This is a genomic window from Shinella sp. S4-D37, from assembly GCF_040812195.1.
GTDB lineage: Bacteria > Pseudomonadota > Alphaproteobacteria > Rhizobiales > Rhizobiaceae > Shinella.
This window is the reverse complement of record NZ_JBFNXL010000005.1, coordinates 1,675,673-1,696,666: the sequence shown is the minus strand read 5'-3', so window position 1 is coordinate 1,696,666 and position 20,994 is coordinate 1,675,673. Positions and strand designations below refer to the sequence as shown.

The following is a 20,994-nucleotide window of genomic DNA, read 5'->3' as shown; positions in this document are numbered from 1 at the left end:
AATTATAGAACCCGTCCCTTTCCAGGAGCAGGCCATGTCCAACCCCTACAAGGAAATCTTCAGCGTGCCGGGAACCAGGGCGTTCTCCGCCGCCGGCTTCCTCGCCCGCCTTCCCATCGCCATGGCGCCGATCGGCATCGTCGCCATGCTCTCGCAGACGCACGGCGAATACTGGCTCGCCGGCGCCGTCTCCGCCACCTTCGCGCTCGCCAATGCGCTCATCGCGCCGCAGGTCTCCCGCCTCGTCGACCGCTTCGGCCAGTCGGCGGTGCTGACGCCTGCGACCATCGTCTCCGTCCTCGCCTTCCTCGCGCTGATCGCCGCTACCCACCAGGGCTGGCCGATCTGGACGCTCTTCGCCGCCGCCTTCCTCGCCGCCGCCATGCCCTCGATGCCGGCCATGCTGCGCGCCCGCTGGACGGAGATCTTTCGCGATCGGCCCGAGCTCAACACGGCCTTCGCCTTCGAATCGGCCGCCGACGAGCTGGTCTACATCGCCGGCGCCTCGCTCTCCGTCGGCCTTGCCGTCGTGCTCTTCCCGCAGGCCGGCATGCTGATCAGCACCGCCTTCCTCGCCCTCGGCACGCTCGCCTTCGTGCTGCAGCGCGCGACGGAACCGGCCGTGCAGCACGTCGCCGGCAGCGCGCCGCAGACATCGGCGATCCGCCTGCGCCCGGTGCAGATCATCACGCTCGCCCTCATCTTCGTCGGCGCCACCTTCGCCACCGCCGAGGTCTCGGCCGTGGCGATCACCAAGGAGCTCGGCCAGCCGAATGCCGCCAGCCTCGTCATCGGCGTCTATGCCGTCGGCTCCTTCGTCGTCGGCCTTGTCCTCGGCGCGCTGAACCCGAGGATGGCGCTGCAGAAGCAGTTGATGATCGCCGTCGCCGTGCTGGCGCTCACCGCCCTGCCGCTGCCCTTCGCCGGCACGGTGCCGCTGCTTGCCTTCGCCGTCTTCGTCAGCGGCATCGCCATCTCGCCCACCTTCATCACCGCCTTCGGCCTCGTCGAGCGCCGCGTGCCGTCCGCCATGCTGACGGAGGGCGTCACCTGGGTGACGACCGGCATCGGCATCGGCATGGCGCTGGGCGCCTTCGTCGCCGGCTGGGCGGTGGACACGTTCGGCGCCCAGAACGGCTTGTGGGTCTCCGTCGCCGCCGGCCTCGGCGCGGCGCTCACCATCGCCATCGGCCAGCGGGTGCTTGCCGGAGAGGATTGCGGGAGCGAAGAATGCCCGCTGGCACAGGCCGCCGAATGACAAAAAGCCCGGCATCGCTGCCGGGCTTTTTCGTGGCCTCAAAACAATCCTCAAACGAGGCGGCTCTGTTCCAGCGCCGCTTCCACGAAGCTCGCGAAGAGCGGGTGCGGATCGAGCGGGCGGCTCTTCAGTTCCGGATGGTACTGCACGCCGATGAACCACGGATGGTCGGGATATTCGACCGTCTCCGGCAGGATGCCGTCCGGCGACATGCCGGAGAAGACGAGGCCGCAGCCTTCCAGCCGGTCCTTGTAGTCGATATTCACCTCGTAGCGGTGGCGGTGGCGTTCGGAAATCTCCGTCGAACCGTAGATGTCGGCGATCTTCGTGCCGCCCTTCAGCGATGCGCGATAGGCGCCGAGACGCATCGTGCCGCCGAGATCGCCCGAAGCCGAGCGCTTTTCCAGTTCGTTGCCCTTCACCCATTCCGTCATCAGGCCGACGACGGGTTCCGCCGTCTTGCCGAATTCGGTGGACGACGCCTTGTCGATGCCGGCAAGGTTGCGCGCCGCTTCCACGACCGCCATCTGCATGCCGAAGCAGATGCCGAAATAGGGCACCTTGCGCTCGCGGGCAAAGCGCGCCGCGTTGATCTTGCCCTCGGAGCCGCGCTCGCCAAAACCGCCGGGAACGAGGATGCCGTGCACCTTTTCGAGATAGGGCGCCGGGTCCTCCTTCTCGAAGACCTCCGACTCGATCCATTCGAGCTTGACCTTGACGTGGTTGGCGATGCCGCCGTGGTAGAGCGCCTCGATCAGCGACTTGTAGGCGTCCTTGAGGCCGGTATACTTGCCGACGATGGCGATCGTCACCTCGCCTTCCGGCGTCTTGATGCGGTCGGAAACGGTCTGCCAGGCTTCGAGGCGCGGCTTCGGCGCCGGCTCGATGCCGAAGGCGGCCAGAACCTCGTCGTCGAGGCCTTCCTTGTGATAGGCGAGCGGCACGTCGTAGATCGATGCAACGTCGAGCGCCTGGATGACCGCCGTCGGGCGCACGTTGCAGAACAGCGAGAGTTTTCTGCGCTCGGCCTCGGGGATCTCGCGGTCGGCGCGCACCAGCAGGATATCCGGATGGATGCCCATCGCCTGCAGTTCCTTGACGGAGTGCTGCGTCGGCTTGGTCTTCAGCTCGCCCGCCGCCGGGATATAGGGCATCAGCGTCAGGTGGACATAGACGGCGGTGCCGCGCGGCAGGTCGTTGCCGAGCTGGCGGATCGCCTCGATGAACGGCATGGCCTCGATGTCGCCCACCGTGCCGCCGATCTCGCAGATGACGAAATCGTACTCCTCATTGCCCTCGGTGACGAAGTTCTTGATCTCGTTGGTGACGTGCGGGATGACCTGCACGGTCGCGCCGAGATAGTCGCCGCGGCGTTCCTTGTCGATGATGTTCTTGTAGATGCGGCCGGTGGTGATGTTGTCGGTCTTGGTGGCCGAGCGGCCGGTGAAGCGCTCGTAATGGCCGAGGTCGAGGTCGGTTTCCGCGCCGTCGTCGGTGACGAACACCTCGCCGTGCTGGGTCGGGCTCATCGTGCCCGGGTCGACATTGAGATAGGGGTCCAGCTTCCTGAGGCGGACGCGGTAGCCGCGGGCCTGAAGGAGAGCTCCGAGTGCAGCGGCGGCAATGCCTTTTCCGAGGGAGGAGACCACGCCGCCTGTGATGAATACATATCGCGCCATGGGAGTCACCGGATACCTTTTCAAAATCGATTCCGCCACCGAAAAATCACCTTGGGCGTGATTTCGGAAGGCGCAATCGGCGTTTTACACAAGAAGAAGGCCGGTTGGATTTCGCCAACCGGCCGGTTCGTTTTCGGTCCTGCGGCTTACTGGCCGCTCGGGACGCCGGAATTCTGCTCCGTGCCCGTCGCGGGCGTGTTGCCGGTGCCGGTTGCCGCGCCGCCTTCGGTCGGAACGGCGTCGGTGCCGGTCGTCGCGGGAGTCTGGTTGTTCTGGGTGCCCTCGCCCTGCGATGCGCCGCCGAGCGCGTCGAGCACGCCGCCGGTGCCGGTCGTGCCGGGGATGCGGTCGAGGATGTCGGTCGGCTGCGTCTCGTAGCGGGCGAAGATGCCCATGCCGAGCGCCAGCACGAAGAACAGCGCGGCGAGGATCGCCGTGGTGCGCGTCAGGGCATTGGCCGTGCCGCGCGCCGACATGAAGCCGGAGCCGCCACCGATGCCGAGGCCGCCGCCTTCGGAACGCTGGATCAGCACGACGCCGATCAGCGCGACGACGACCATGAGATAGATGACGAGCAAGATGGTCTGCATGTTTTCGGTATCCCGGCCAGATGGCCCAAATGTCAGGTTCGCGGCTCAATATACCAAGCCGCGCACCATTCCAAGCCCTAGCTGTCGATCCGCCCGCCGTTTTGGCCGAAGCGGATCAGGGGCGCCCCGAAGCGGGCATTGTGAAAGTCAGGCGGTCAGCGCTTCGTATGCGCGGTAGATGGCGAGGAAATCGTCCGATTTCAAGCTCGCCCCGCCGATCAGCGCGCCATCGACATTGGCGACGCCCATCAGTTCCTGCGCATTGCCCGGCTTCACCGAGCCGCCGTAAAGGATGCGCATCTTCGCCCCCTCGCCGGCAAGGCGGCCGGTCAGCTCCGCGCGCATGAAGGCGTGCGCCTCCTCGACGTCGGAGGCCGTCGGCGTCAGCCCCGTGCCGATCGCCCAGACGGGCTCGTAGGCGATGACGGTGTTTTCCGCCGTCGCGCCGTCGGGCACGGAGGCGGCAAGCTGCGCCTTCAGCACGTCGAGCGTCCGGCCCGCCTTGCGCTCCTCGCCGGTCTCGCCGATGCAGATGATCGCCACGAGGTCGTTCGCATGGGCTATCTCCGCCTTGGCGCGCACCAGCGCGTCGCTTTCCTTATGGTCCGTGCGGCGCTCGGAATGGCCGACGATGACATGGGTGCCGAAGCAGTCGGCGATCATCTCGGCCGAGACGTCGCCGGTATGCGCGCCGGAGGCCTTTTCGTGGCAATCCTGCGCGCCGATCATCAGCGGGCTGTCGTCGCAGAGCGCGGTGGCGACATAGAGCAGCGTCGCCGGCGGGCAGATCAGCGTCTCGACCTTGTCGGAAAGCGGCCCCTTCACGCCTTCGGCCATCGCCTTGATCTGGTCGAGCGATGCGCGCGTGCCGTTCATCTTCCAGTTTCCGGCAACGAGCGGGGTTACATCCGGTGTCATGAGACCTCCCTGTCCTTGAAATTCGCGTGGCTTGCGGCGTAGCAAATCGAAGGCCGCAAGAAAAGCCGGATAGTTCCGGGTGGACCGAATAGGCCGCCCGCCTCAGCCGTACCATTCCAAGGCGCGGGGGGCGCCGAGGGGAAGGCGACGATGCCGCGCACAGGGTCCTTGACAGGCTGTTTCCTCATGCTGCTGGCGGGATTTTTCCTCGCCGGCGGCGTCTTCGCGCAGGCCCCGACCGCCGAGGAGAAGACGCGCGGCCTGATGGGCATCAGGACCCGGGTCGAGGCCGGCACGACCGCCGAGACGGCGCAGGCCGCCCCCTCCATCGCGGCAAAGCGCGTCGCGCTGGTCATCGGCATGTCGGCCTACACGTCCATAGCGCCGCTGCGCAACACGGCCGCGGATGCCGAGGCCGTCGCCGACATGCTGCAGCGGCTCGATTTCTCCGTCGATCTTATGGTCGACGCGCCGCTTGCCCGCCTGCAGGACACCATCGTCGCCTTCGCGCGCAAGGCCGAGACGGCGGAGATCGCGCTCGTCTACTATGCCGGCCACGGCGTGGAGGCGGCGGGCGAGAACTATCTCGTGCCGATCGACGTTTCGGTCGACGACCCGGCGACGATACCGCAGCAGGCCGTCAGCCTCGCATCTATCCTCGCCAGCGTGGAAAGCGCGCGAAAACTGCGCGTCGTCATCCTCGATTCCTGCCGCAACAACCCGTTCCCCACCCTCGTCGGCGCGGCGGCGGCAAACGACATGACATTCGGCGGCGCCGGCCTCTCGCCGCCCGATCCCGCCCAGGGCATGATGGTCGTCTATGCCGCGGAGGGCGGCAAGGTGGCGCTCGACGGCGACGGCGCGCACAGTCCCTTCGCCACCGCCATCCTGGAAAGCCTGCCGCGGCCGGATGTCGAGATCGGCCTCGTCTTCCGCCAGGTCCGCGACCGGGTGATGGCGCTCACCGCCAATCGCCAGCAGCCGCATTTCTACGGCTCGCTGTCGGGCGCGCCCTATTTCCTCGCCGGCAAGGACGCCGCCGTCGCCGACCCTTCCGACAAGGCCGCGCAATGGCAGGCGCTGAAGCCGGACCAGGAGGTGCAGCTCGCAGCGCTCGTCAGCGAAGGCAATACCCGCGCCATGATCGGCCTCGGCTACATGGCGCTGACGCCGGACACGGCAAAATTCCAGCCGGAAAAGGCCTTCGCGCTCTTCGGCAAGGCGGCGGCGGCCGGCGATGCCGAGGCGATGTTCGAGCTGGCGAAGCTCCACGAGAAGGGCATCGGCACGGCGCAGAACGTGCCCGAGGCGATCGAACTCTACCGGCGCGCTGCCGATCTCGGCTTCGCCGATGCCATCAACGATCTCGGCTTCCTCTATTACCAGGGCGCGGACGGTCTGGCGCGCGATCCGAAGACGGCGGTGGAGCTGTTCATCCGCGCGGCGGACCTGCGCCACCCGCAGGCCATGTTCAACGTCGCCGCGCTGATCGACGACGGGCTGGTGCCGGGCAAGACGCCGGAGGACGCCGCCGCCTATCTCTACAGCGCGCTGCGCTCGGGCGTGAACGACGTGCTGGAGCAGCTCACCACCCGCCCGACCATGTTCAAGCCGGCGACGCGCCGCGCGCTCCAGGCGGAGCTGCGGCGCAACCGGTTCTATGCCGGCGCCATCGACGGCGACATCGGCGCGGGCACGCAGCGCAGCATGCGCATCGCCTTCGGCCAGACGCAGTAGCAAGGGGGATCTCATGTTTTCGACCAGACGGATGCAAGGCCTTTACGCCGCGGTCCTCACCGCCGCGCTCGCCCTCACCGGCGTTTCCGACGGCTACGGCCAGTCCACCGACAATCCCAGCCACGGCGCGAGCGATTCGCGCACGGAAGGCGAGACGACGCCGAGCGATTTCGTCACCAACGCCATCATCGCCAATCTCGCCGCCGCGCGCTCCGAATGCGGCAGCTACGACCGGGTCTACCGCATCGACTGCCTGCGCCAGCGCATGCTCGACATCGCGCGCCGCATCCCGCAGGGCCCGGCCTATGCCCAGGCGCGGCAGATCGTCGGCCGCGCGGCAAGCCGGCTCGGCACCATCCAGTCCGCCAATGCCGATACAAGGGTGAAGAAACAGCGCTCGCGGCGCAACGCGCGGCTGCGCGAGGCCAAGGTCTACACCGCCATCAAGCAGGAGAAGCTGAACCAGGCGATGCAGCAGGCGAGCCGCGTCATCGAGGAGGCGACCACGCAATTGCTGCGCGCCGGCGAGAACTCGGAAAAGCGCTCGGCCCATTATCAGAAGATCGCCGCCGCCGTCGGCTCGACCAAGGTGCTGCTGCGCTCGGCCTGAATGTCTACTGCGAAAACAGCCAGTTCAGCGTCTCGCGCCAGTCGGTCATGCGCACGGGCGTGCCGTGGCCGCCGGTCTGGAACAGCACGAAGCGCGCCGGCACGCCGGCCTTGCGCAGCTTGCGGAACACCGCGATCTGGTCGTTGGCGGCATAGACGCCGTCGCTGTCGCCGTGGGTGAAGAAGACCGGCAGCCTCGCCTTGAAGGCGGCCGTCTTCGCATAGTCCCCGTCCGCCGCCCCGCCCATCAGCACCATGCCGGCAAGGCTCTTCACCGCCGCCGGATCGCGCGCCACGCGGGCGCAGATGAAGCTGCCCATCGAGGCGCAGGCGAGGATGACCGGCGCCTGCGGCGACAGCGCCTTGGCCGTCAGGATGAGGCCGGCAACGCGGGCCGCGCCCTTGTCGTCGAAGGAGGGCACGCTCGGCGCGTAATAGACGCCGCCGTTCTGCGCCGCGAGGTTCTTCAGCCGGTTGAAGTTGCCGCCGAAGTTCCAGTCGTTGTTGCCGAGCCGCCGGTCGCCGCCGCGGCCGTGGATGAAGATGACGGTGAAGGCCGCGCCCTCCGCCTTGCCGGTCATCGCGACGTCGATCGGCCCGGCCGGCGTTCCGATCGCCGCGTTCTTCTGCGCCTTCTTCACCGCCGTCGAGACATAGGCCGATTTCACCCGGCGCTCCGGCACCTGGTCGCGGCCGTTGATGTCGCGCATCTCCTGGTAGTCGACGACGCGCAGCGCCCCGTCGTCGCTCGTCTCCACCACCGTGCCGTAGCCGAACAGGTCGTCCTTCCAGGGCTTCAGGCTCAGCGCCGCCGCCTCGCCGGCCATGCAACACGCGAGCACCGCGGCCAGAAACAGCCGGGAAAGGCAATGAACTGTGGACTGGCGCATGAACTGTGGCTCCCTGAAGGCTGCGATACTTGCCATCCGCCCGCCCGCAACGCAATCCTCAGGCAGCGATAGGCGCGGCGGCGCGCCGTCCCGGAATCGCGAAAGCCCGCGGAATCTGGCAGGATCGCAAGTGATTCGCGTAACCACCTCTTCTGCGCCCGACCCCGATCCGCCACGGACCGGCGGGAAACCGGCAAACGGAACAAAATCTGAACGGCCCATGCAAGACGACAGCAACGACCTCTTCGCCCACATGCCTTCCCAGCCCGTCGCGCCACGGGTCGAAAAGCCCGCAGCGGCAGCCGCCCCTGCCCGCGAGGCGCGTCCCGCGCCGCCGAGCGAGGGCACCGGCGGCTACGACGCCTCGGCGATCCGCGTGCTGGAAGGGCTCGAACCGGTCCGCTTGCGCCCCGGCATGTATATCGGCGGCACGGACGAGAAGGCGCTGCACCACCTCTTCGCCGAGGTCATCGACAACTCGATGGACGAGGCCGTCGCCGGCCATGCCAATTTCATCGAGGTCAATCTCGACGCCGAGGGCTACCTGACCGTCACCGACAACGGCCGCGGCATCCCGGTGGAGAACCACCCGCAGATGCCGGGAAAATCCACGCTGGAGGTCATCCTCACCGTGCTGCACGCCGGCGGCAAGTTCGACGGCAAGGCCTACGAGACCTCGGGGGGCCTGCACGGCGTCGGCGTCTCGGTCGTCAACGCCCTCTCCGACCATCTGGAGGTCGAGGTCGCCCGCAACAAGAAGCTCTACCGCCAGCGCTTTTCGCGCGGCAAGCCGGTCGGGGGCCTAGAAGAACTCGGCGACGTGCACAACCGGCGCGGCACGAAGGTGCGCTTCCATCCCGACCCGGAGATTTTCGGCGCGCATGCGCGTTTCGATCCGGGCCGCGTCTTCCGCATGGCTCGTTCCAAGGCCTATCTCTTCGGCGGCGTCGAGATCCGCTGGAGCTGCGATCCCTCGCTGCTGCCCGAAGGCTCCGAAACGCCGGAAAAGGCCGTCTTCCACTTCCCCGGCGGCCTCAAGGACTATCTCCAGGCGACGCTCGGCAAGGACTATACCGTCACCCGCGAGATTTTTGCCGGCAAGAGCGAGAAGTCGGGCGGCCACGGCTCGCTGGAATGGGCCGTCACCTGGTACGGCGGCGATTCGCTGATCCACTCCTATTGCAACACCATCCCGACGGCCGACGGCGGCACGCATGAGGCCGGCCTTCGCATCGCCCTCACCAAGGGCCTGAAGAACTATGCCGAGCTGACGCAGAACAAGCGCGCCGCCGCCATCACCACCGACGACGTGATGATCTCGGCCGTCGGCATGCTCTCCGTCTTCATCCGCGAACCGGAATTCGTCGGCCAGACGAAGGACAAGCTCGCCAGCGTCGAGGCCCAGCGCATCGTCGAGAACGCGCTGCGCGACCCCTTCGACCACTATCTCGCCGACAATCCGGGCGAAGCCGCAAAACTGCTCGACTGGGTGATCGAGCGCGCCGAAGAGCGCCTGCGCCGCCGCAAGGAAAAGGAAGTCAGCCGCAAGACCGCCGTGCGCAAGCTGCGCCTGCCGGGCAAGCTCGCGGACTGCTCGCAGAATTCCGCCGACGGCGCCGAACTCTTCATCGTGGAGGGCGATTCGGCCGGCGGCTCGGCCAAGCAGGCGCGCAACCGTGCCAACCAGGCGATCCTCCCCTTACGCGGAAAGATCCTCAACGTCGCCAGCGCCGGCCGGGAAAAGCTCGGCGCCAACCAGCAGATCTCCGACCTGGTGCAGGCGCTCGGCTGCGGCACGCGCTCGAAATACCGCGAGGACGACCTGCGCTACGATCGCGTCATCGTCATGACCGATGCCGACGTCGACGGCGCGCACATCGCCTCGCTGCTCATCACCTTCTTCTACCAGGAGATGCCGGATCTCATCCGCGGCGGCCATCTCTATCTCGCCGTGCCGCCGCTCTACCGCCTCAGCCAGGGCGGCAAGACGCTCTATGCTCGCGACGACCCGCATCGCGAGGAACTGATGCGCACCGAGTTCAACGGCCGCGGCAAGGTCGAGATCGGCCGCTTCAAGGGCCTCGGCGAGATGCTGCCGGCGCAGCTCAAGGAAACCACGATGGACCCGAGGAAGCGCACGCTTTTGAAGGTGGCGATCGACGACGTCGACTTCGAGGGCACGCGCACCGCCGTGGACGACCTGATGGGCACCAAGCCGGAAGCCCGCTTCCGCTTCATCACCGAACGCGCCGTCTTCGCCGACAACCTCGATATCTGAGCCAGTCGCGCCTTATTTTCGCGGCAAAGCATGCCTCTAACCGCCGGAAACAAGCCCCGAAAGGACGGCCATGAAAGCTGCGCTCATCGTCATGACGATCATGGGCTGCGACGACAGCGCGACCCGGTGCCACTATATCGATACGGTCGGCAAGAGCTGGCAGACCGTGGCGCTATGCGACGCGCAGGCCGAGACCTGGATCAACCGCCACCAGGACAAGAACTATCCCGTCATCGTGGCGGTCTGCGAAAGCTCCGGCGACCGCATCACCGCGGATGTCGCCAGGCCCTCCGTCGATGAGACGCCGCCGGCGACCGCGGCCGAGGTTTCCGTGCCGGCCCGGACGGCCGAGGCCCGCCAGGGCCTTGCGATCCGCGCGCTGAATTTCGTGAAGAAGGCCATTCTCGGCGAGGCCGACCTGAAGGCCGCCGTCACCACGCCGGTGCGCTATGCCGAGGACGGCTATTCCTGGGTGGTCAAGCGCTTCGCCGACTGAGACCCGAAGCGTTGGGCCTACGCCGCCTCGCGTGCGGCGATGAGGGCGTAGCTGCGCGCCGTCTGGCGCTGTTCGGCGATGGCCAGCCGCTCGACAAGCTCCAGCATGGACCGGCAGGAGGCATCGCCCGCCGTCCGCGCCTGCGAGAGCAGGCGCTCGGAAACCGAAAGCCCGCCGTCCCCGCCCTTCGCCTCACGCCGCCAGAGCATCGTCGCCTCGGCAAAGAGCGCGCCGATGTCCCGGCCGAGGCCGGCGGTCTCGTAGAGCGCGCGCACCGCCGCCTCGCGCCCGTCGGACAGGATGGAGCGCACGCGCCGCTCCGCCTGGCCGGAAAGGTCGGCGATGGCGGCCGCGAAGAACTCGGCCCGCCCCGTGCACAGCGCATGCATCAGGAAGACCGGCGTCAGCCGGCCCGTCAGCCGCAGGTGCTCGACGAGCGCGGGCATTTCGGCCGCCGGGATCTCGCCCGCCATGCCGATCGTCGCAAGGTCGCAGGCCTCGCGCGTGATGCGCTCGACGCGGCTCGTGCCGACCGCCGCCTGAATGAGGCCGAAACCGGCCAGTGCGGTTCCGATCTTCTCCACCAGCGCATGGCGCGCATCGCTCGGCAGGTCGTCGCGGTCGAGCAGCAGGGCGCGGATCTCCGCGTCGTCGCCGAGCCGGTCGGCGATGCGCGCCAGGCTGCGCCGCGAAAGGACGGCGCCGGCATTCTCCAGCAGCACCAGCACGTCGGGCACATCGCCGATTTCCGCCAGCGCCGCCGAAACGGGGCGCGAGACGAAGGCGCGATGGGCGATCAGCATGCGCGTCGTCGCGCTGCCCTTGGCGGCGAGGTCGACGAGGTCGCCATCCGTCAGCAGCAACGAACGCAGGATGACATGGGCGGCGATCTCCGGCTGGTCCTCGGCCAGCGGCAGGATGACGGCGCGCGGTGCGTCGTCGCAATCGGCAAGGGCTTCGGCGAGCGCCAGCCGCACCTTCGGCGCCGGATCGTCGAGCAGGAAGATCATCGCCATCTCCGCGCCGCGGCGGTCTTCCGCCGAAATGCGCGCCCGCGCATAGGCCCGGGCCAGCACGCTGGCCGCCTTGGCCCGGTCGGCGGCCCGTGCGGTCTCGACCCAACGGAGAAAAGCATGAACGATCAATGGACGCCCCAAACGCCTGGAAAACCTACTGGAAACACGCTAGCGCCAAAGTGTTTAAGATTGGTTCACCATAGCCGTTAACCGGATGGTCATTGCCAGGCCTAGGGGCCCGCGCCTATGAAAGGCCATGAAACCGCTGCCCCGCGCGCTTGTCGAAGCGACAGACATCCTCCCCGCCCTTCGCGAAGGGTGCGGCACGCTGGTGCGCGCCGGCGATCGGGGCATGAAAGACGGCATCGTCCATGTCGACGCGGCGATCGGCGTCGAAACTCTCCGCCGCGCCATCGGCGGTGGCGCAGCCGCTTTCGCCCTTGCCGGCTGGCGGACGGGCGCGGATATCCAACGCCTCGCCGCCCTCCTGTCCGTCGCCGAAGCAGAGGAAGGCCGCGCGGACGGCGCCACCCCCATCCTCGCGATCACCGACGGCATCCTGCCCGCCCCCGTCTCATGCGAGGACCTGGCGGCAAAATCCACGCGGCTTGCCGCTCTGGTCTGGGACCAGAAGGTTCTCAAACGCACCCTCGGCGCAGAACGCGCCCTCACCGTGGCCGGCGAATGGACCGCCGTCTTCGCCGCAGCGCGCAGCGCTGCCCTCCTTGCCGCCGCGGCGGCCGGCCTGCCGGCCTATGATTCGCTACCGGACAGGGTGGGAGAGGCGTTGGAAAAGGCATGCGAACGGTCGCGCGACGACGGCTTCTTCGGCGCCCTTGCCGGGAACGCGGCGCAGGTCGCGACGATCCGGACCGTCTACGGCCGCATCATGGAAAAGACGCCCGCCCCGCCGTCGCAATAATCCATGTAGCCCATGCGGCCGAGCGGGCGGGCGACGCCCATGTCGACCATGCCGTCGTGCAGGATCTCGGGGCTGATATGGATGCCGACCACCTGGCCGAACACCACCCAGTTGTCCGTCTCCCGCCCGTCGAGATCGAGGGGGCGGAAGGTCTGCGTCATGCGGCATTCCAGCGCCGCATGGGCCTCGCCGACATAGGGCGCATCGACGAGGCGGCCGGCGACCGGCGTCAGGCCGGCAAGCGCGAACTCGTCGACGTCCTGCGGCACGACCGCCGAACTCGCATTCATCGCCTCGGCGAGATGCCGGCCGGCCAGCGAGCAGGTGAAGACGCCGGTCTCCTCGATATTCGTCACGCTGTCCTTGTGGCCACCGGAGGAGAACATCACCAGCTTCGGCCGGTCGCCCACCGCATTGAAGAACGAATAGGGCGCAAGGTTGCGCCGCCCGTCCGCCGCCTTCGTGCCGATCCAGCCGATCGGCCGCGGCGCGACGATCGCCTTGAAGGGATCGTGCTTCAGGCCGTGGGCGTTCTGCGCCGTCTCGTAGAACAGCGCGTCAGGCCTCATCGCCGACCCATGTGACGATCTCGCCAAGCTCCGGCCGCGGCCGCTCGGTCGGCGGCACGGTGGGCGTGCCGATATGGATGAAGCCGGCGACCTTCTCGCCCGCCGTCACGCCGAGGATCGGATAGGCGCGCTCGTCGAAGGCGTACCATTCGGTCAGCCAGTTCGAGGCGAAGCCGTGCGCATTGGCGGCCATGACGAGGTTGAGGCAGACGGCGCCCGCCGACATCACCTGCTCCCATTCCGGGATCTTGAAATGCGGCGCCGCGCGGCTGACGACGGCGACCACCACGGGCGCGCGGGTGAGCCGCGTGTTCTCCACCTTGACCATCTCGTCGGAAAGGTCCGGCTTGTCGGCGATCGCGATGGCGGCCAGTTCCTCGCTGATGCGCCGGCGCTCCTCGCCGCGATAGACGATGAACCGCCAGGGGGCGAGCTTGCCGTGGTCGGGCACGCGCGAGGCGAGCGTCAGCATCTCCTCCACCTCGCCCTTCGCGGGGCCGGGTCCGCTCATCTGGAAGGCGGGGATCGACCGGCGGGTCGAAAGATAATCGATCAGCTTGATTTCGGTTTTCATCGGGCGGGAGTTCCAATACCTTGGCGCACGGACGCGGCCTTGAAAATGCCATTAGCCGGGTCTTCAAGTGGAGCCTTACAGTCAGGAAGTCAACCGTCCCCATGCGCATGCCCGCCCGTCCCGTCCTCGCCGCGTGCCTTGCCGTGGCCAGCCTCGCCTCGTCGTTCGCCCCGGCCCGTGCGCAGGAGGCGCTGGACAGTTTTTCGCAGATCGCCACGCCCACGAAAGGCGGCAAGCTCACCTCGTTCAACCCGATCGTGGCGGGCGAGGCGACGCCGGCGAACCTCAGGGACGTGAGCTGCGAGGCGCTGCTGACCAAGGACGGCAGCGCCATGCAGCACGGACTGACCTGGCGCGTCTTCTCGCCCATCCCCGGCGCCGACGGCAAGCTGCCGCTGCTGGCCACCTCCGAGGGCGGCTCGGCCGCCTTCCAGCTCGTGCCCGGCGAATATTTCGTCAACGTCGCCTTCGGCCGCGCCGGCGCCACCAAGAAGCTCGTCGTGCCCGATAGCGGCGACGTCGACAAGCAGGTCATGGTGCTCGATGCCGGCGGCATCATGCTGAACGCCGTCTCCGGCTCGGACGTGCGCATTCCGCCGAAGGAGCTCTCCTTCTCGGTCTTCGCCGCCGACGTGCGCGAGGACGGCGAGCGCAACCTCGTCGTCGCCGACGTGAAGCCGAACTCCGTGGTGCGCCTCAATGCCGGCACCTATCACGTCGTCTCCGACTACGGCACGGTCAATGCCGTGATCCGCGCCGACATCCAGGTCGAGGCCGGCAAGCTGACGCGCGCGACGATCCAGCACCGCGCCGCGAAACTCACGCTGAAGCTCGTCTCCGAGCCCGGCGGCGAGGCGATCGCCGATACGGCCTGGTCGATCCTCACCTCCTCGGGCGACACCGTCAGCGAAAGCGTCGGCGCCTTCCCGACGCTGGTGCTGGCCGAGGGCAGCTACATCGCCGTCGCCCGCAACAAGAACAAGATCTACCAGCGCGATTTCGCGGTGAAGGCCGGCGTCAACACCGATGTCGAGGTGCTGCTCGACGAGAACGCCAACGAGGAGAAGGCCGCCGCCGAGGATGTGGCGGACTAAAACAGTTCAGCCGGCGCGCCGCAGGAACGGGCGCGGCCGCGGCGCCATGGCGAAGACGGCCTCGTAGAGCCGCGCCATGATGGTCTTTCGGTCGCCCGCATCCAGCTCCGCCCAGGGGATCACGCCGCCGATGCGCGCGGCGATCGTCGAACCGGAAAGCCTGCGGAACTCGCGGATCAAAAGCGACAGGCGCAGCGTCAGCGAGACCTTGCTGGCGAGATGGAAGAGCCGGCCGTTCTGCCCCTCGAAATAGACCGGGATGACATTCGCCCTCGCCGACTGGATGAGCTTTGCCGGGAACATCTTCCACGGCAGGTCCTCGGCCCGGCCGAACACCTTCTTCGCCGTCGCCACGCCCCCCGCCGGAAACACGATCACCGTCGTGCCCTCCTTGAGGAGCCGCACGGCCTCGGCGCGCGTCTTCATGTTGAGCGCCAGCGCTTCCTTCGTCTCCTCGAAGGAGACCGGCAGCGCATAGGGCAGCATTTCCGGCACTCTGAGGAGATCGTTGTGGATCATCACCCTGAACGGCCGGCCGAGCTGCTCGGCGAGCGCCAGCACCGCGATGCCGTCGCCGATGCCGAAGGGATGGTTGGCGACGATGACGACCGGCCCCTCGGGCAGTCCCGGCGGCGGCCAGGCGCCCTCCACCCGCAGCCCGACATCGATGAGGTCGAGCATGTCGCCGAACACCCGCGCGCTCCGCCCGACGATCGAACTGCGCCAGACATGGTAGAGCCGGGCGTAGCGGCCCCGCCCGGCAAGGCCTTCCATGGAGCGGATGAACCATCGTTTGAGGCGCGGATCGTTTTCGTTGGCGTAGGAGAGTTCCTTGAACCGCACGGTGTTCCCCGAAAAAGAAGTCCCGTGCCGGGTGCACGAGACCTTCGACCCTCGACCTGCGACGCCCTCTCCTCCGTCATCCTCGGGCTTGACCCGAGGATCCAAACCCTCGAACGAAGGTGGATCCTCGGGTCAAGCCCGAGGATGACGGAGGAGGCGGAGCACGGCCTGTCGCCAGCCTGATCCCGCGCTCACTAGCACGGGACTATTGCAGTTTTCCGACAGTTGCCGGGAAGGCTCACGCCTTGCCGAGCTTGCACTTCAGGTCCGGCGCCATGGCTTCGAGCGACAGCGTCGCGATCGCCTCCTCCAGCGACATCACCGTCTGGTTCTGCGAACCGAGGCGGCGGATGTTGACGGAGCGTTCCTCCGCCTCGCGCTTGCCGCAGACGATGATGACCGGAACCTTGGTCACCGAATGCTCGCGGACCTTGTAGTTGATCTTCTCGTTGCGAAGATCGGTCTCGACGGTCATGCCCGCATCGCGCAGCGTCTCCGCCACTTCCCGCGCATAATCGTCCGCCTCGGAGGTGATGGTCGCCACCACCACCTGCATCGGCGCGATCCACAGCGGCATGTGCCCGGCGAAGTTCTCGATGAGAATGCCGAGGAAGCGCTCCATCGAGCCGCAGATGGCGCGGTGGATCATCACCGGCTGGCGCTTTTCCGACGCCTGGTCGATATAGAACGCCCCGAACCGCTCCGGCAGGTTGAAGTCGACCTGCGTCGTGCCGCACTGCCATTCGCGGCCGATGGCGTCCTTCAGCGTATATTCGAACTTCGGCCCGTAGAACGCGCCCTCGCCGGGCAGGATGCCGGTCTTGATGCGCCCGCCGGACTGCGCCTCGATCTGCTTCAGCACGTCCATCATGACGCTTTCCGCCCGGTCCCACAGCGCGTCGGAGCCGACGCGCTTTTCCGGCCGGGTCGAAAGCTTCACGACCACCTCGTCGAAGCCGAAATCCTTGTAGACCGAGAGGATGAGGTCGTTGATGCGCAGGCATTCGGCCGCCATCTGCTCGTCGGTGCAGAAGACATGCGCATCGTCCTGCGTGAAGCCGCGCACGCGCATCAGCCCGTGCAGCGCGCCGGAAGGCTCATAGCGATGCACGTTGCCGAATTCCGCAAGCCGCACAGGCAGTTCGCGATAGGACTTCAAGCCATGCTTGAAGATCTGCACATGCCCCGGGCAGTTCATCGGCTTCAGCGCGAAAACGCGCTCGTCGTCGGTCTCGTCGCCGGCGACGGTCACCTTGAACATGTTGTCGCGATACCAGCCCCAGTGGCCGGACGTTTCCCAGAGCGACTTGTCGAGCACCTGCGGCGCGTTCACCTCTTCATAGGTGCCGGCGAGGCGACGGCGCATATAGGCGACGAGCGTCTGGAACATGCGCCAGCCCTTGCCGTGCCAGAAGACGACGCCCGGCCCTTCCTCCTGGAAATGGAACAGGTCCATTTCGCGCCCGAGCCGGCGATGGTCGCGCTTTTCGGCCTCGGCGAGAATGTTGAGATAGGTGTCGAGCTCCTCCTGCGTGCGCCAGGCGGTGCCGTAGATGCGCGTCAGCATCGGATTGTTCGAATCGCCGCGCCAATAGGCGCCCGCGACCTTCATCAGCTTGAAGGCCGTGCCGATCTGGCCGGTCGCGGCCATGTGCGGGCCGCGACACAGGTCGAACCAGTCGCCCTGGTAATAGATCTTCAGGTCCTGCCCCGGGGGAATCGCATCCACCAGCTCGACCTTGTACTTTTCGCCCTTGGAAGCAAAAACCTCCTTCGCCTTGTCGCGCGACCACACTTCCCGGGTAAAGGGCTTGTTGCGCTGGATGATCTCCTTCATGCGCTTTTCGATCTTGGGCAGATCGTCCGGCGTGAAAGGCTCGTCCTTGGCGAAATCGTAATAGAAGCCGTTGTCGATGACCGGCCCGATGGTCACCTGCGTGCCCGGCCAGAGCTCCTGCACGGCCTCGGCCATCACATGCGCGGCATCGTGCCGGATCAGCTCCAGCGCCCGGTCGTCCTCGCGCGTGACGATCTCGATCCGGCCGTTCGAAACGGTCTCGGAGAGATCGCGCAGCTCGCCGTCGAGCGCAATGGCAATCGCCTTCTTGGCCAGCGACTTGGAAATCGCCTCGGCCACATCACGCCCCGTCGAGCCCGCGGGATATTCGCGAACGGAGCCATCGGGAAACGTGAGGGAAACGGGTGCAGACATGAAAGAATCTCCTATCCAGTCCCGCCAACGAATGCGGGTGGTATGCGAGGGAAGTGGCCGGATGCGCCGGCGCGTGCGTCGCGCGGTATAAGGGGATTTTGGGGGGATTGGAAGGGTTAAGGAACCTCCAATACTGAGATTGCGATTATTGCGAGAGTAATGGTAGCCGAGGAGGGCAAGGAACGAGTTATTTTTCCCCACCCCCAAAACCCGCGCTATCCTAAACCTCCTTCCGCCGCCGGACGGATCGCGTAACGTGTCGATGCGGGCGGGAGGAGGCGCTTTCGTCTTCTGCCGAAACGTACGGCAGGGGCGGAAGAGGCGCAGAACGCTGCGGGAATGCGAATTTCCGTTGTGACAGGCTTCCCCCTTCCCCGGGTCTTGCGGGGTCGGTTTGGGTCCGCCATGCAAGCAGGATGGGGTGCATGTCCGCAAGGCATATGCGCCAACAAACTGCGCAGCGAAGCAGTTTTGCGCCTGAAGGAGACCGGACCGTCTCCGAAGAACGCCTTGGGCCGCGCGAAAGCGATGCCGCACATCCCATATCCCTGAGGCAACGCTTTCGCGCGGTTCTCCGGACATGAGCAAACCCGATGGAGCGCCTGCGGGGCGTTTTCGCACGCCCGCAGGCAAGGCCGGAATGGCCGCATCATGAAAGGCAGGAGCGATGGACGAGCTGAAGGACGTAGCGACCACGATGAGTGCGCTGGAGCGCCGCCACATCCGGCGCGTCCAGCCGGAGCTTCGCGCAGCAGCGACGGAAGCAGGCCACCACCGCACCTGCCGCCTGCCGAAATGCCAGCGGGCCAAGCGCTGCACCGGCTGCTATCCCGCCGACGAGATCGCCACGACCTTCTTCAAGACCTTTCCGCCCTGCGTGCGCGACGACGCCACGCAGGCGAGCCTGCTTGCCGGCTGGAAGGTGCTCTGCGACCGCTACGAACAGGCAATGCTCGCCGCCGGCTACACGCCGGAGGCGCTGGACCGGCTCGGCGAAGAGCGAAACCGCGCCCTGGAGGAGGACGACGACTGGCCGGAGGATCCCCTCTGCCCGCCGCCGCGCAATGCCGTCGCGTGAGGCCGGGTCAGGAAACGCCCAGCGCTTCGGCGGAAATCCAGAACACCGCGTCCTGCGATTGCTCCGTTTCCAGCCAGACGAAGTCCAGATGCGGGAATTCCTCTTCCAGGATTTCGCGGCCCGAGCCGATCTCGCAGATCATGCCGCCGCCGGGATTGAGGTGGTCGGCCGCCGCGGCGAGGATTTTTCGCACGAGGTCGAGGCCGTCCTCGCCGCCGTCATGGGCCATTTCCGGCTCGGCGCGGAATTCCGGCGGATAGCCGGCGAGCGCGTCGTGGTCGACATAGGGCGGATTGGTGATGATGAGGTCGTAGGTGCGGCCGGAAAGCGGGGCGAAGAGATCGCCCTCAAAGAGCGTCACCTGGTCCTCGACGCGGTGTTCGGCAAGGTTGCGTTTGGCGACCTCCAGCGCGTCGGCCGAAAGGTCCACCGCGTCCACCTCCGCCTGCGGGAAGAATTTTGCCGCGAGAACCGCAAGGCAGCCCGAGCCCGTGCAGATGTCGACGGCGCTCTCCACCAGCATCGGATCGGGCAGGAAGGACGAGCCGTGCTCGCCGAGATATTCGGAGAACAGGATCTCGCCGATATGCGAGCGCGGCACGATCACCCGCTCGTCGACGAAAAAGCGCACGCCCTGGATATAGGATCGGCCGGTGAGATACGCCGAGGGTTTGCGCGTGGTAATGCGCGCCTCGATGCGCGCCGCCAGCAGCGCCCGCTCGGCCGGCAGCAGGCGGGCGTCGAGGAAGGGATCGAGCGCGTCGATCGGCAGGTCGAGCGTGTCGAGCAGCAGGAAGGCCGCGTCGTCGCCGGCGGTCGTCGTGCCATGGCCGTAGCTGAGATCGGCCGCGTTGAAGCGGGAGATCGCATAGCGCCAGTAATCGCGCAGCGTGACGAGTTCGTTCGTGATGTCGTCCTTGGTCAACGGCGGCCTCGCTTGGGATATATTGGGCTGGACGGACCCGGCTTTAGAATGGCATGGGCTGGCCGGTCAACCGCGGTGAGCAAGGGTTTTACGGGCAGAATGGCGAAAGACAGAGGCAAACGGCCAAAACCGGCCCCCGCCGGCAGGGCAGCGCCCGCCGCACGGCCGAAGGCCGCCCCAGACGGCAAGCGCGCCACCCTGTCGCGCGCCCTGTCAAAACTCGGCTTCTGCTCGCGCACGCAGGCGGAAGGGCTGATCGCCGCCGGCCGCGTCGCCCTTGCCGGCCGCATCGTCACCGATCCCGAAACCTGGATAGACCTTGCCGATGCCGCAATCACGGTGGACGGCGCGGCGGTCGCCGCACGAAAACCCGTCTATTTCATGCTCAACAAGCCGCGCGGCCTCGTCACCACCCGGCACGACCCGGAGGGCCGGCCGACGGTGTTCGACTGCCTGAAGCATCTCGACCCCGCGCATCTGTCCCCCGTCGGCCGGCTCGACAAGGCGAGCGAGGGCCTGCTCCTCTTTTCCAACGACACGGAATTTTCGAACGCCCTGCTCGATCCGAAGACTCATGTCGAAAAGACCTATCACGTCCAGATCGACCGCCGCGCCGACCGGGCGGTCCTCGAAGCGCTGGAAAAGGGCGTCCACCACGACGGCGAGTTCCTGCGCGCAAGGACGGTGCGTCACCTCAGGGACGGCGAGCGCAATTCCTGGCTCGAGATCGTGCTCGACGAGGGCCGCAACCGCCAGATCCGCCGCATGCTGGAGGCGCGCGGCATCGCGTGCCTGCGCCTCGTGCGCGTCGCCATCGGCACCCTTGCGCTGGGCGATCTGGAAAAGGGCGCGGTCCGCGCGTTGACGCAGGCGGAGGTCGAGGACCTGCGTCGCCTCGCCGCGCAGGCGCCGCGCAAGGCCCGGAGATAGGCCATGGCGTCAGGGCTTGCGCGCCGCGATGCTCCAGAGCCGCCAGGGCGCCCACCAGCGAAAGCGCGGCGCCAGCGCCTCCGGCACGGGGTCGAAACCATGGGTGCCGCCGGGCCCGCAGCGGGCGACGCGGAACAGCGCCAGGAAACCGCCGCGCCACAGGCCGTGGCGGGCAACGGCCTCGTAGCCGTATTCCGAGCAGGTCGGCAGGTGGCGGCAGGCATTGCCGATGAAGCCGGAGAGAGTCAGCTGGTAGAGCCGGATGAGGCCCATGCCGAAAAGGCGGCCCGGCGTGCGGCGGAACGGGCCGTGCCAGTTGCGGCCCCGATAGGCAGGCCGCGCGCCGTCATGCCGGCAGTCGGGCGCCTCGCACATC

20 protein-coding genes are annotated in these 20,994 nt (G+C 67.2%); 9 read left to right on the top strand and 11 right to left on the bottom strand.

The window, feature by feature from the left end; translation table 11 throughout:
- The first annotated feature begins 34 nt into the window (after positions 1–34).
- The gene (locus AB3G45_RS15630; protein WP_367831447.1) at positions 35–1,258 is read left to right on the top strand and encodes an MFS transporter; all 1,224 of its coding nucleotides are present in this window, start codon (positions 35–37) and stop codon (positions 1,256–1,258) included.
- 50 nt (positions 1,259–1,308) lie between these two features.
- Here the strand turns inward: AB3G45_RS15630 and AB3G45_RS15625 are convergent, their stop codons facing one another.
- The 3 genes from AB3G45_RS15625 to tpiA form a co-directional block, all read right to left on the bottom strand.
- Positions 1,309–2,937, bottom strand: a complete 1,629-nt coding sequence (locus AB3G45_RS15625) for a CTP synthase (RefSeq protein WP_367831446.1) — start codon at positions 2,935–2,937, stop codon at positions 1,309–1,311.
- A gap of 146 nt (positions 2,938–3,083) precedes the next feature.
- Positions 3,084–3,527, bottom strand: coding sequence for a preprotein translocase subunit SecG (secG, locus tag AB3G45_RS15620; RefSeq protein ID WP_367831445.1), 444 nt, complete (start codon positions 3,525–3,527; stop codon positions 3,084–3,086).
- Between the two features lie 147 nt (positions 3,528–3,674).
- Positions 3,675–4,445, bottom strand: coding sequence for a triose-phosphate isomerase (gene tpiA / locus AB3G45_RS15615; RefSeq protein ID WP_367831444.1), 771 nt, complete (start codon positions 4,443–4,445; stop codon positions 3,675–3,677).
- A 150-nt stretch (positions 4,446–4,595) separates the two neighbouring features.
- On the opposite strand from tpiA, the gene AB3G45_RS15610 reads away from it, so the two are divergent.
- Complete coding sequence (locus tag AB3G45_RS15610; protein WP_367831443.1) at positions 4,596–6,182, top strand: caspase family protein; 1,587 nt, start codon at positions 4,596–4,598, stop codon at positions 6,180–6,182.
- Positions 6,183–6,195: 13 nt separating this feature from the next.
- Complete coding sequence (locus AB3G45_RS15605; protein WP_367831442.1) at positions 6,196–6,792, top strand: hypothetical protein; 597 nt, start codon at positions 6,196–6,198, stop codon at positions 6,790–6,792.
- 4 nt (positions 6,793–6,796) lie between these two features.
- Here the strand turns inward: AB3G45_RS15605 and AB3G45_RS15600 are convergent, their stop codons facing one another.
- Positions 6,797–7,681 carry an alpha/beta hydrolase gene (locus AB3G45_RS15600; RefSeq protein WP_367831441.1) on the bottom strand — a complete coding sequence of 295 codons (885 nt, stop codon included), beginning with the start codon at positions 7,679–7,681 and terminating at the stop codon, positions 6,797–6,799.
- 253 nt (positions 7,682–7,934) lie between these two features.
- Between AB3G45_RS15600 and parE the strand changes: the two genes are divergently transcribed.
- Entirely contained in the window at positions 7,935–9,959 is a 2,025-nt protein-coding gene (gene parE / locus AB3G45_RS15595) for a DNA topoisomerase IV subunit B (protein WP_367833592.1), read from the top strand.
- 70 nt (positions 9,960–10,029) lie between these two features.
- On the top strand, positions 10,030–10,455 hold the full coding sequence (locus AB3G45_RS15590; RefSeq protein ID WP_367831440.1) for a hypothetical protein: 426 nt from the start codon (positions 10,030–10,032) through the stop codon (positions 10,453–10,455).
- 17 nt (positions 10,456–10,472) lie between these two features.
- On the opposite strand, the gene AB3G45_RS15585 is transcribed toward AB3G45_RS15590, so the two are convergent.
- Positions 10,473–11,600, bottom strand: a complete 1,128-nt coding sequence (locus tag AB3G45_RS15585) for a DUF2336 domain-containing protein (protein WP_367831439.1) — start codon at positions 11,598–11,600, stop codon at positions 10,473–10,475.
- 127 nt (positions 11,601–11,727) lie between these two features.
- Here AB3G45_RS15585 and AB3G45_RS15580 point away from each other — a divergent pair, with 127 nt between their 5' ends.
- The gene (locus tag AB3G45_RS15580) at positions 11,728–12,393 is read left to right on the top strand and encodes a hypothetical protein (protein WP_367831438.1); all 666 of its coding nucleotides are present in this window, start codon (positions 11,728–11,730) and stop codon (positions 12,391–12,393) included.
- On the opposite strand, the gene AB3G45_RS15575 is transcribed toward AB3G45_RS15580, so the two are convergent.
- Complete coding sequence (locus AB3G45_RS15575) at positions 12,348–12,947, bottom strand: flavin reductase family protein (protein ID WP_367833591.1); 600 nt, start codon at positions 12,945–12,947, stop codon at positions 12,348–12,350. The two genes, AB3G45_RS15580 and AB3G45_RS15575, sit on opposite strands and share 46 nt — an antisense overlap.
- Positions 12,948–12,951: 4 nt before the next feature.
- Entirely contained in the window at positions 12,952–13,536 is a 585-nt protein-coding gene (locus AB3G45_RS15570; protein WP_367831437.1) for a nitroreductase, read from the bottom strand.
- 101 nt (positions 13,537–13,637) lie between these two features.
- Between AB3G45_RS15570 and AB3G45_RS15565 the strand changes: the two genes are divergently transcribed.
- Positions 13,638–14,630 carry a hypothetical protein gene (locus tag AB3G45_RS15565; protein WP_367831436.1) on the top strand — a complete coding sequence of 331 codons (993 nt, stop codon included), beginning with the start codon at positions 13,638–13,640 and terminating at the stop codon, positions 14,628–14,630.
- A gap of 6 nt (positions 14,631–14,636) precedes the next feature.
- Here AB3G45_RS15565 and AB3G45_RS15560 read toward each other — a convergent pair whose 3' ends face one another.
- The gene (locus tag AB3G45_RS15560) at positions 14,637–15,473 is read right to left on the bottom strand and encodes a lysophospholipid acyltransferase family protein (protein ID WP_367831435.1); all 837 of its coding nucleotides are present in this window, start codon (positions 15,471–15,473) and stop codon (positions 14,637–14,639) included.
- 238 nt (positions 15,474–15,711) lie between these two features.
- Positions 15,712–17,685, bottom strand: a complete 1,974-nt coding sequence (thrS, locus tag AB3G45_RS15555) for a threonine--tRNA ligase (RefSeq protein ID WP_367831434.1) — start codon at positions 17,683–17,685, stop codon at positions 15,712–15,714.
- A 667-nt stretch (positions 17,686–18,352) separates the two neighbouring features.
- On the opposite strand from thrS, the gene AB3G45_RS15550 reads away from it, so the two are divergent.
- The gene (locus AB3G45_RS15550) at positions 18,353–18,763 is read left to right on the top strand and encodes a hypothetical protein (RefSeq protein ID WP_367831433.1); all 411 of its coding nucleotides are present in this window, start codon (positions 18,353–18,355) and stop codon (positions 18,761–18,763) included.
- Positions 18,764–18,770: 7 nt separating this feature from the next.
- Here the strand turns inward: AB3G45_RS15550 and prmB are convergent, their stop codons facing one another.
- The gene (prmB, locus tag AB3G45_RS15545) at positions 18,771–19,688 is read right to left on the bottom strand and encodes a 50S ribosomal protein L3 N(5)-glutamine methyltransferase (RefSeq protein WP_367831432.1); all 918 of its coding nucleotides are present in this window, start codon (positions 19,686–19,688) and stop codon (positions 18,771–18,773) included.
- Between the two features lie 99 nt (positions 19,689–19,787).
- On the opposite strand from prmB, the gene AB3G45_RS15540 reads away from it, so the two are divergent.
- Positions 19,788–20,618, top strand: coding sequence for a pseudouridine synthase (locus AB3G45_RS15540; RefSeq protein WP_367831431.1), 831 nt, complete (start codon positions 19,788–19,790; stop codon positions 20,616–20,618).
- Positions 20,619–20,627: 9 nt separating this feature from the next.
- Here the strand turns inward: AB3G45_RS15540 and yidD are convergent, their stop codons facing one another.
- Positions 20,628–20,993: a membrane protein insertion efficiency factor YidD gene (gene yidD, locus AB3G45_RS15535; RefSeq protein ID WP_367831430.1), complete on the bottom strand. Its 366-nt coding sequence runs from the start codon at positions 20,991–20,993 to the stop codon at positions 20,628–20,630.
- Between the last annotated feature and the right edge of the window lies 1 nt (position 20,994).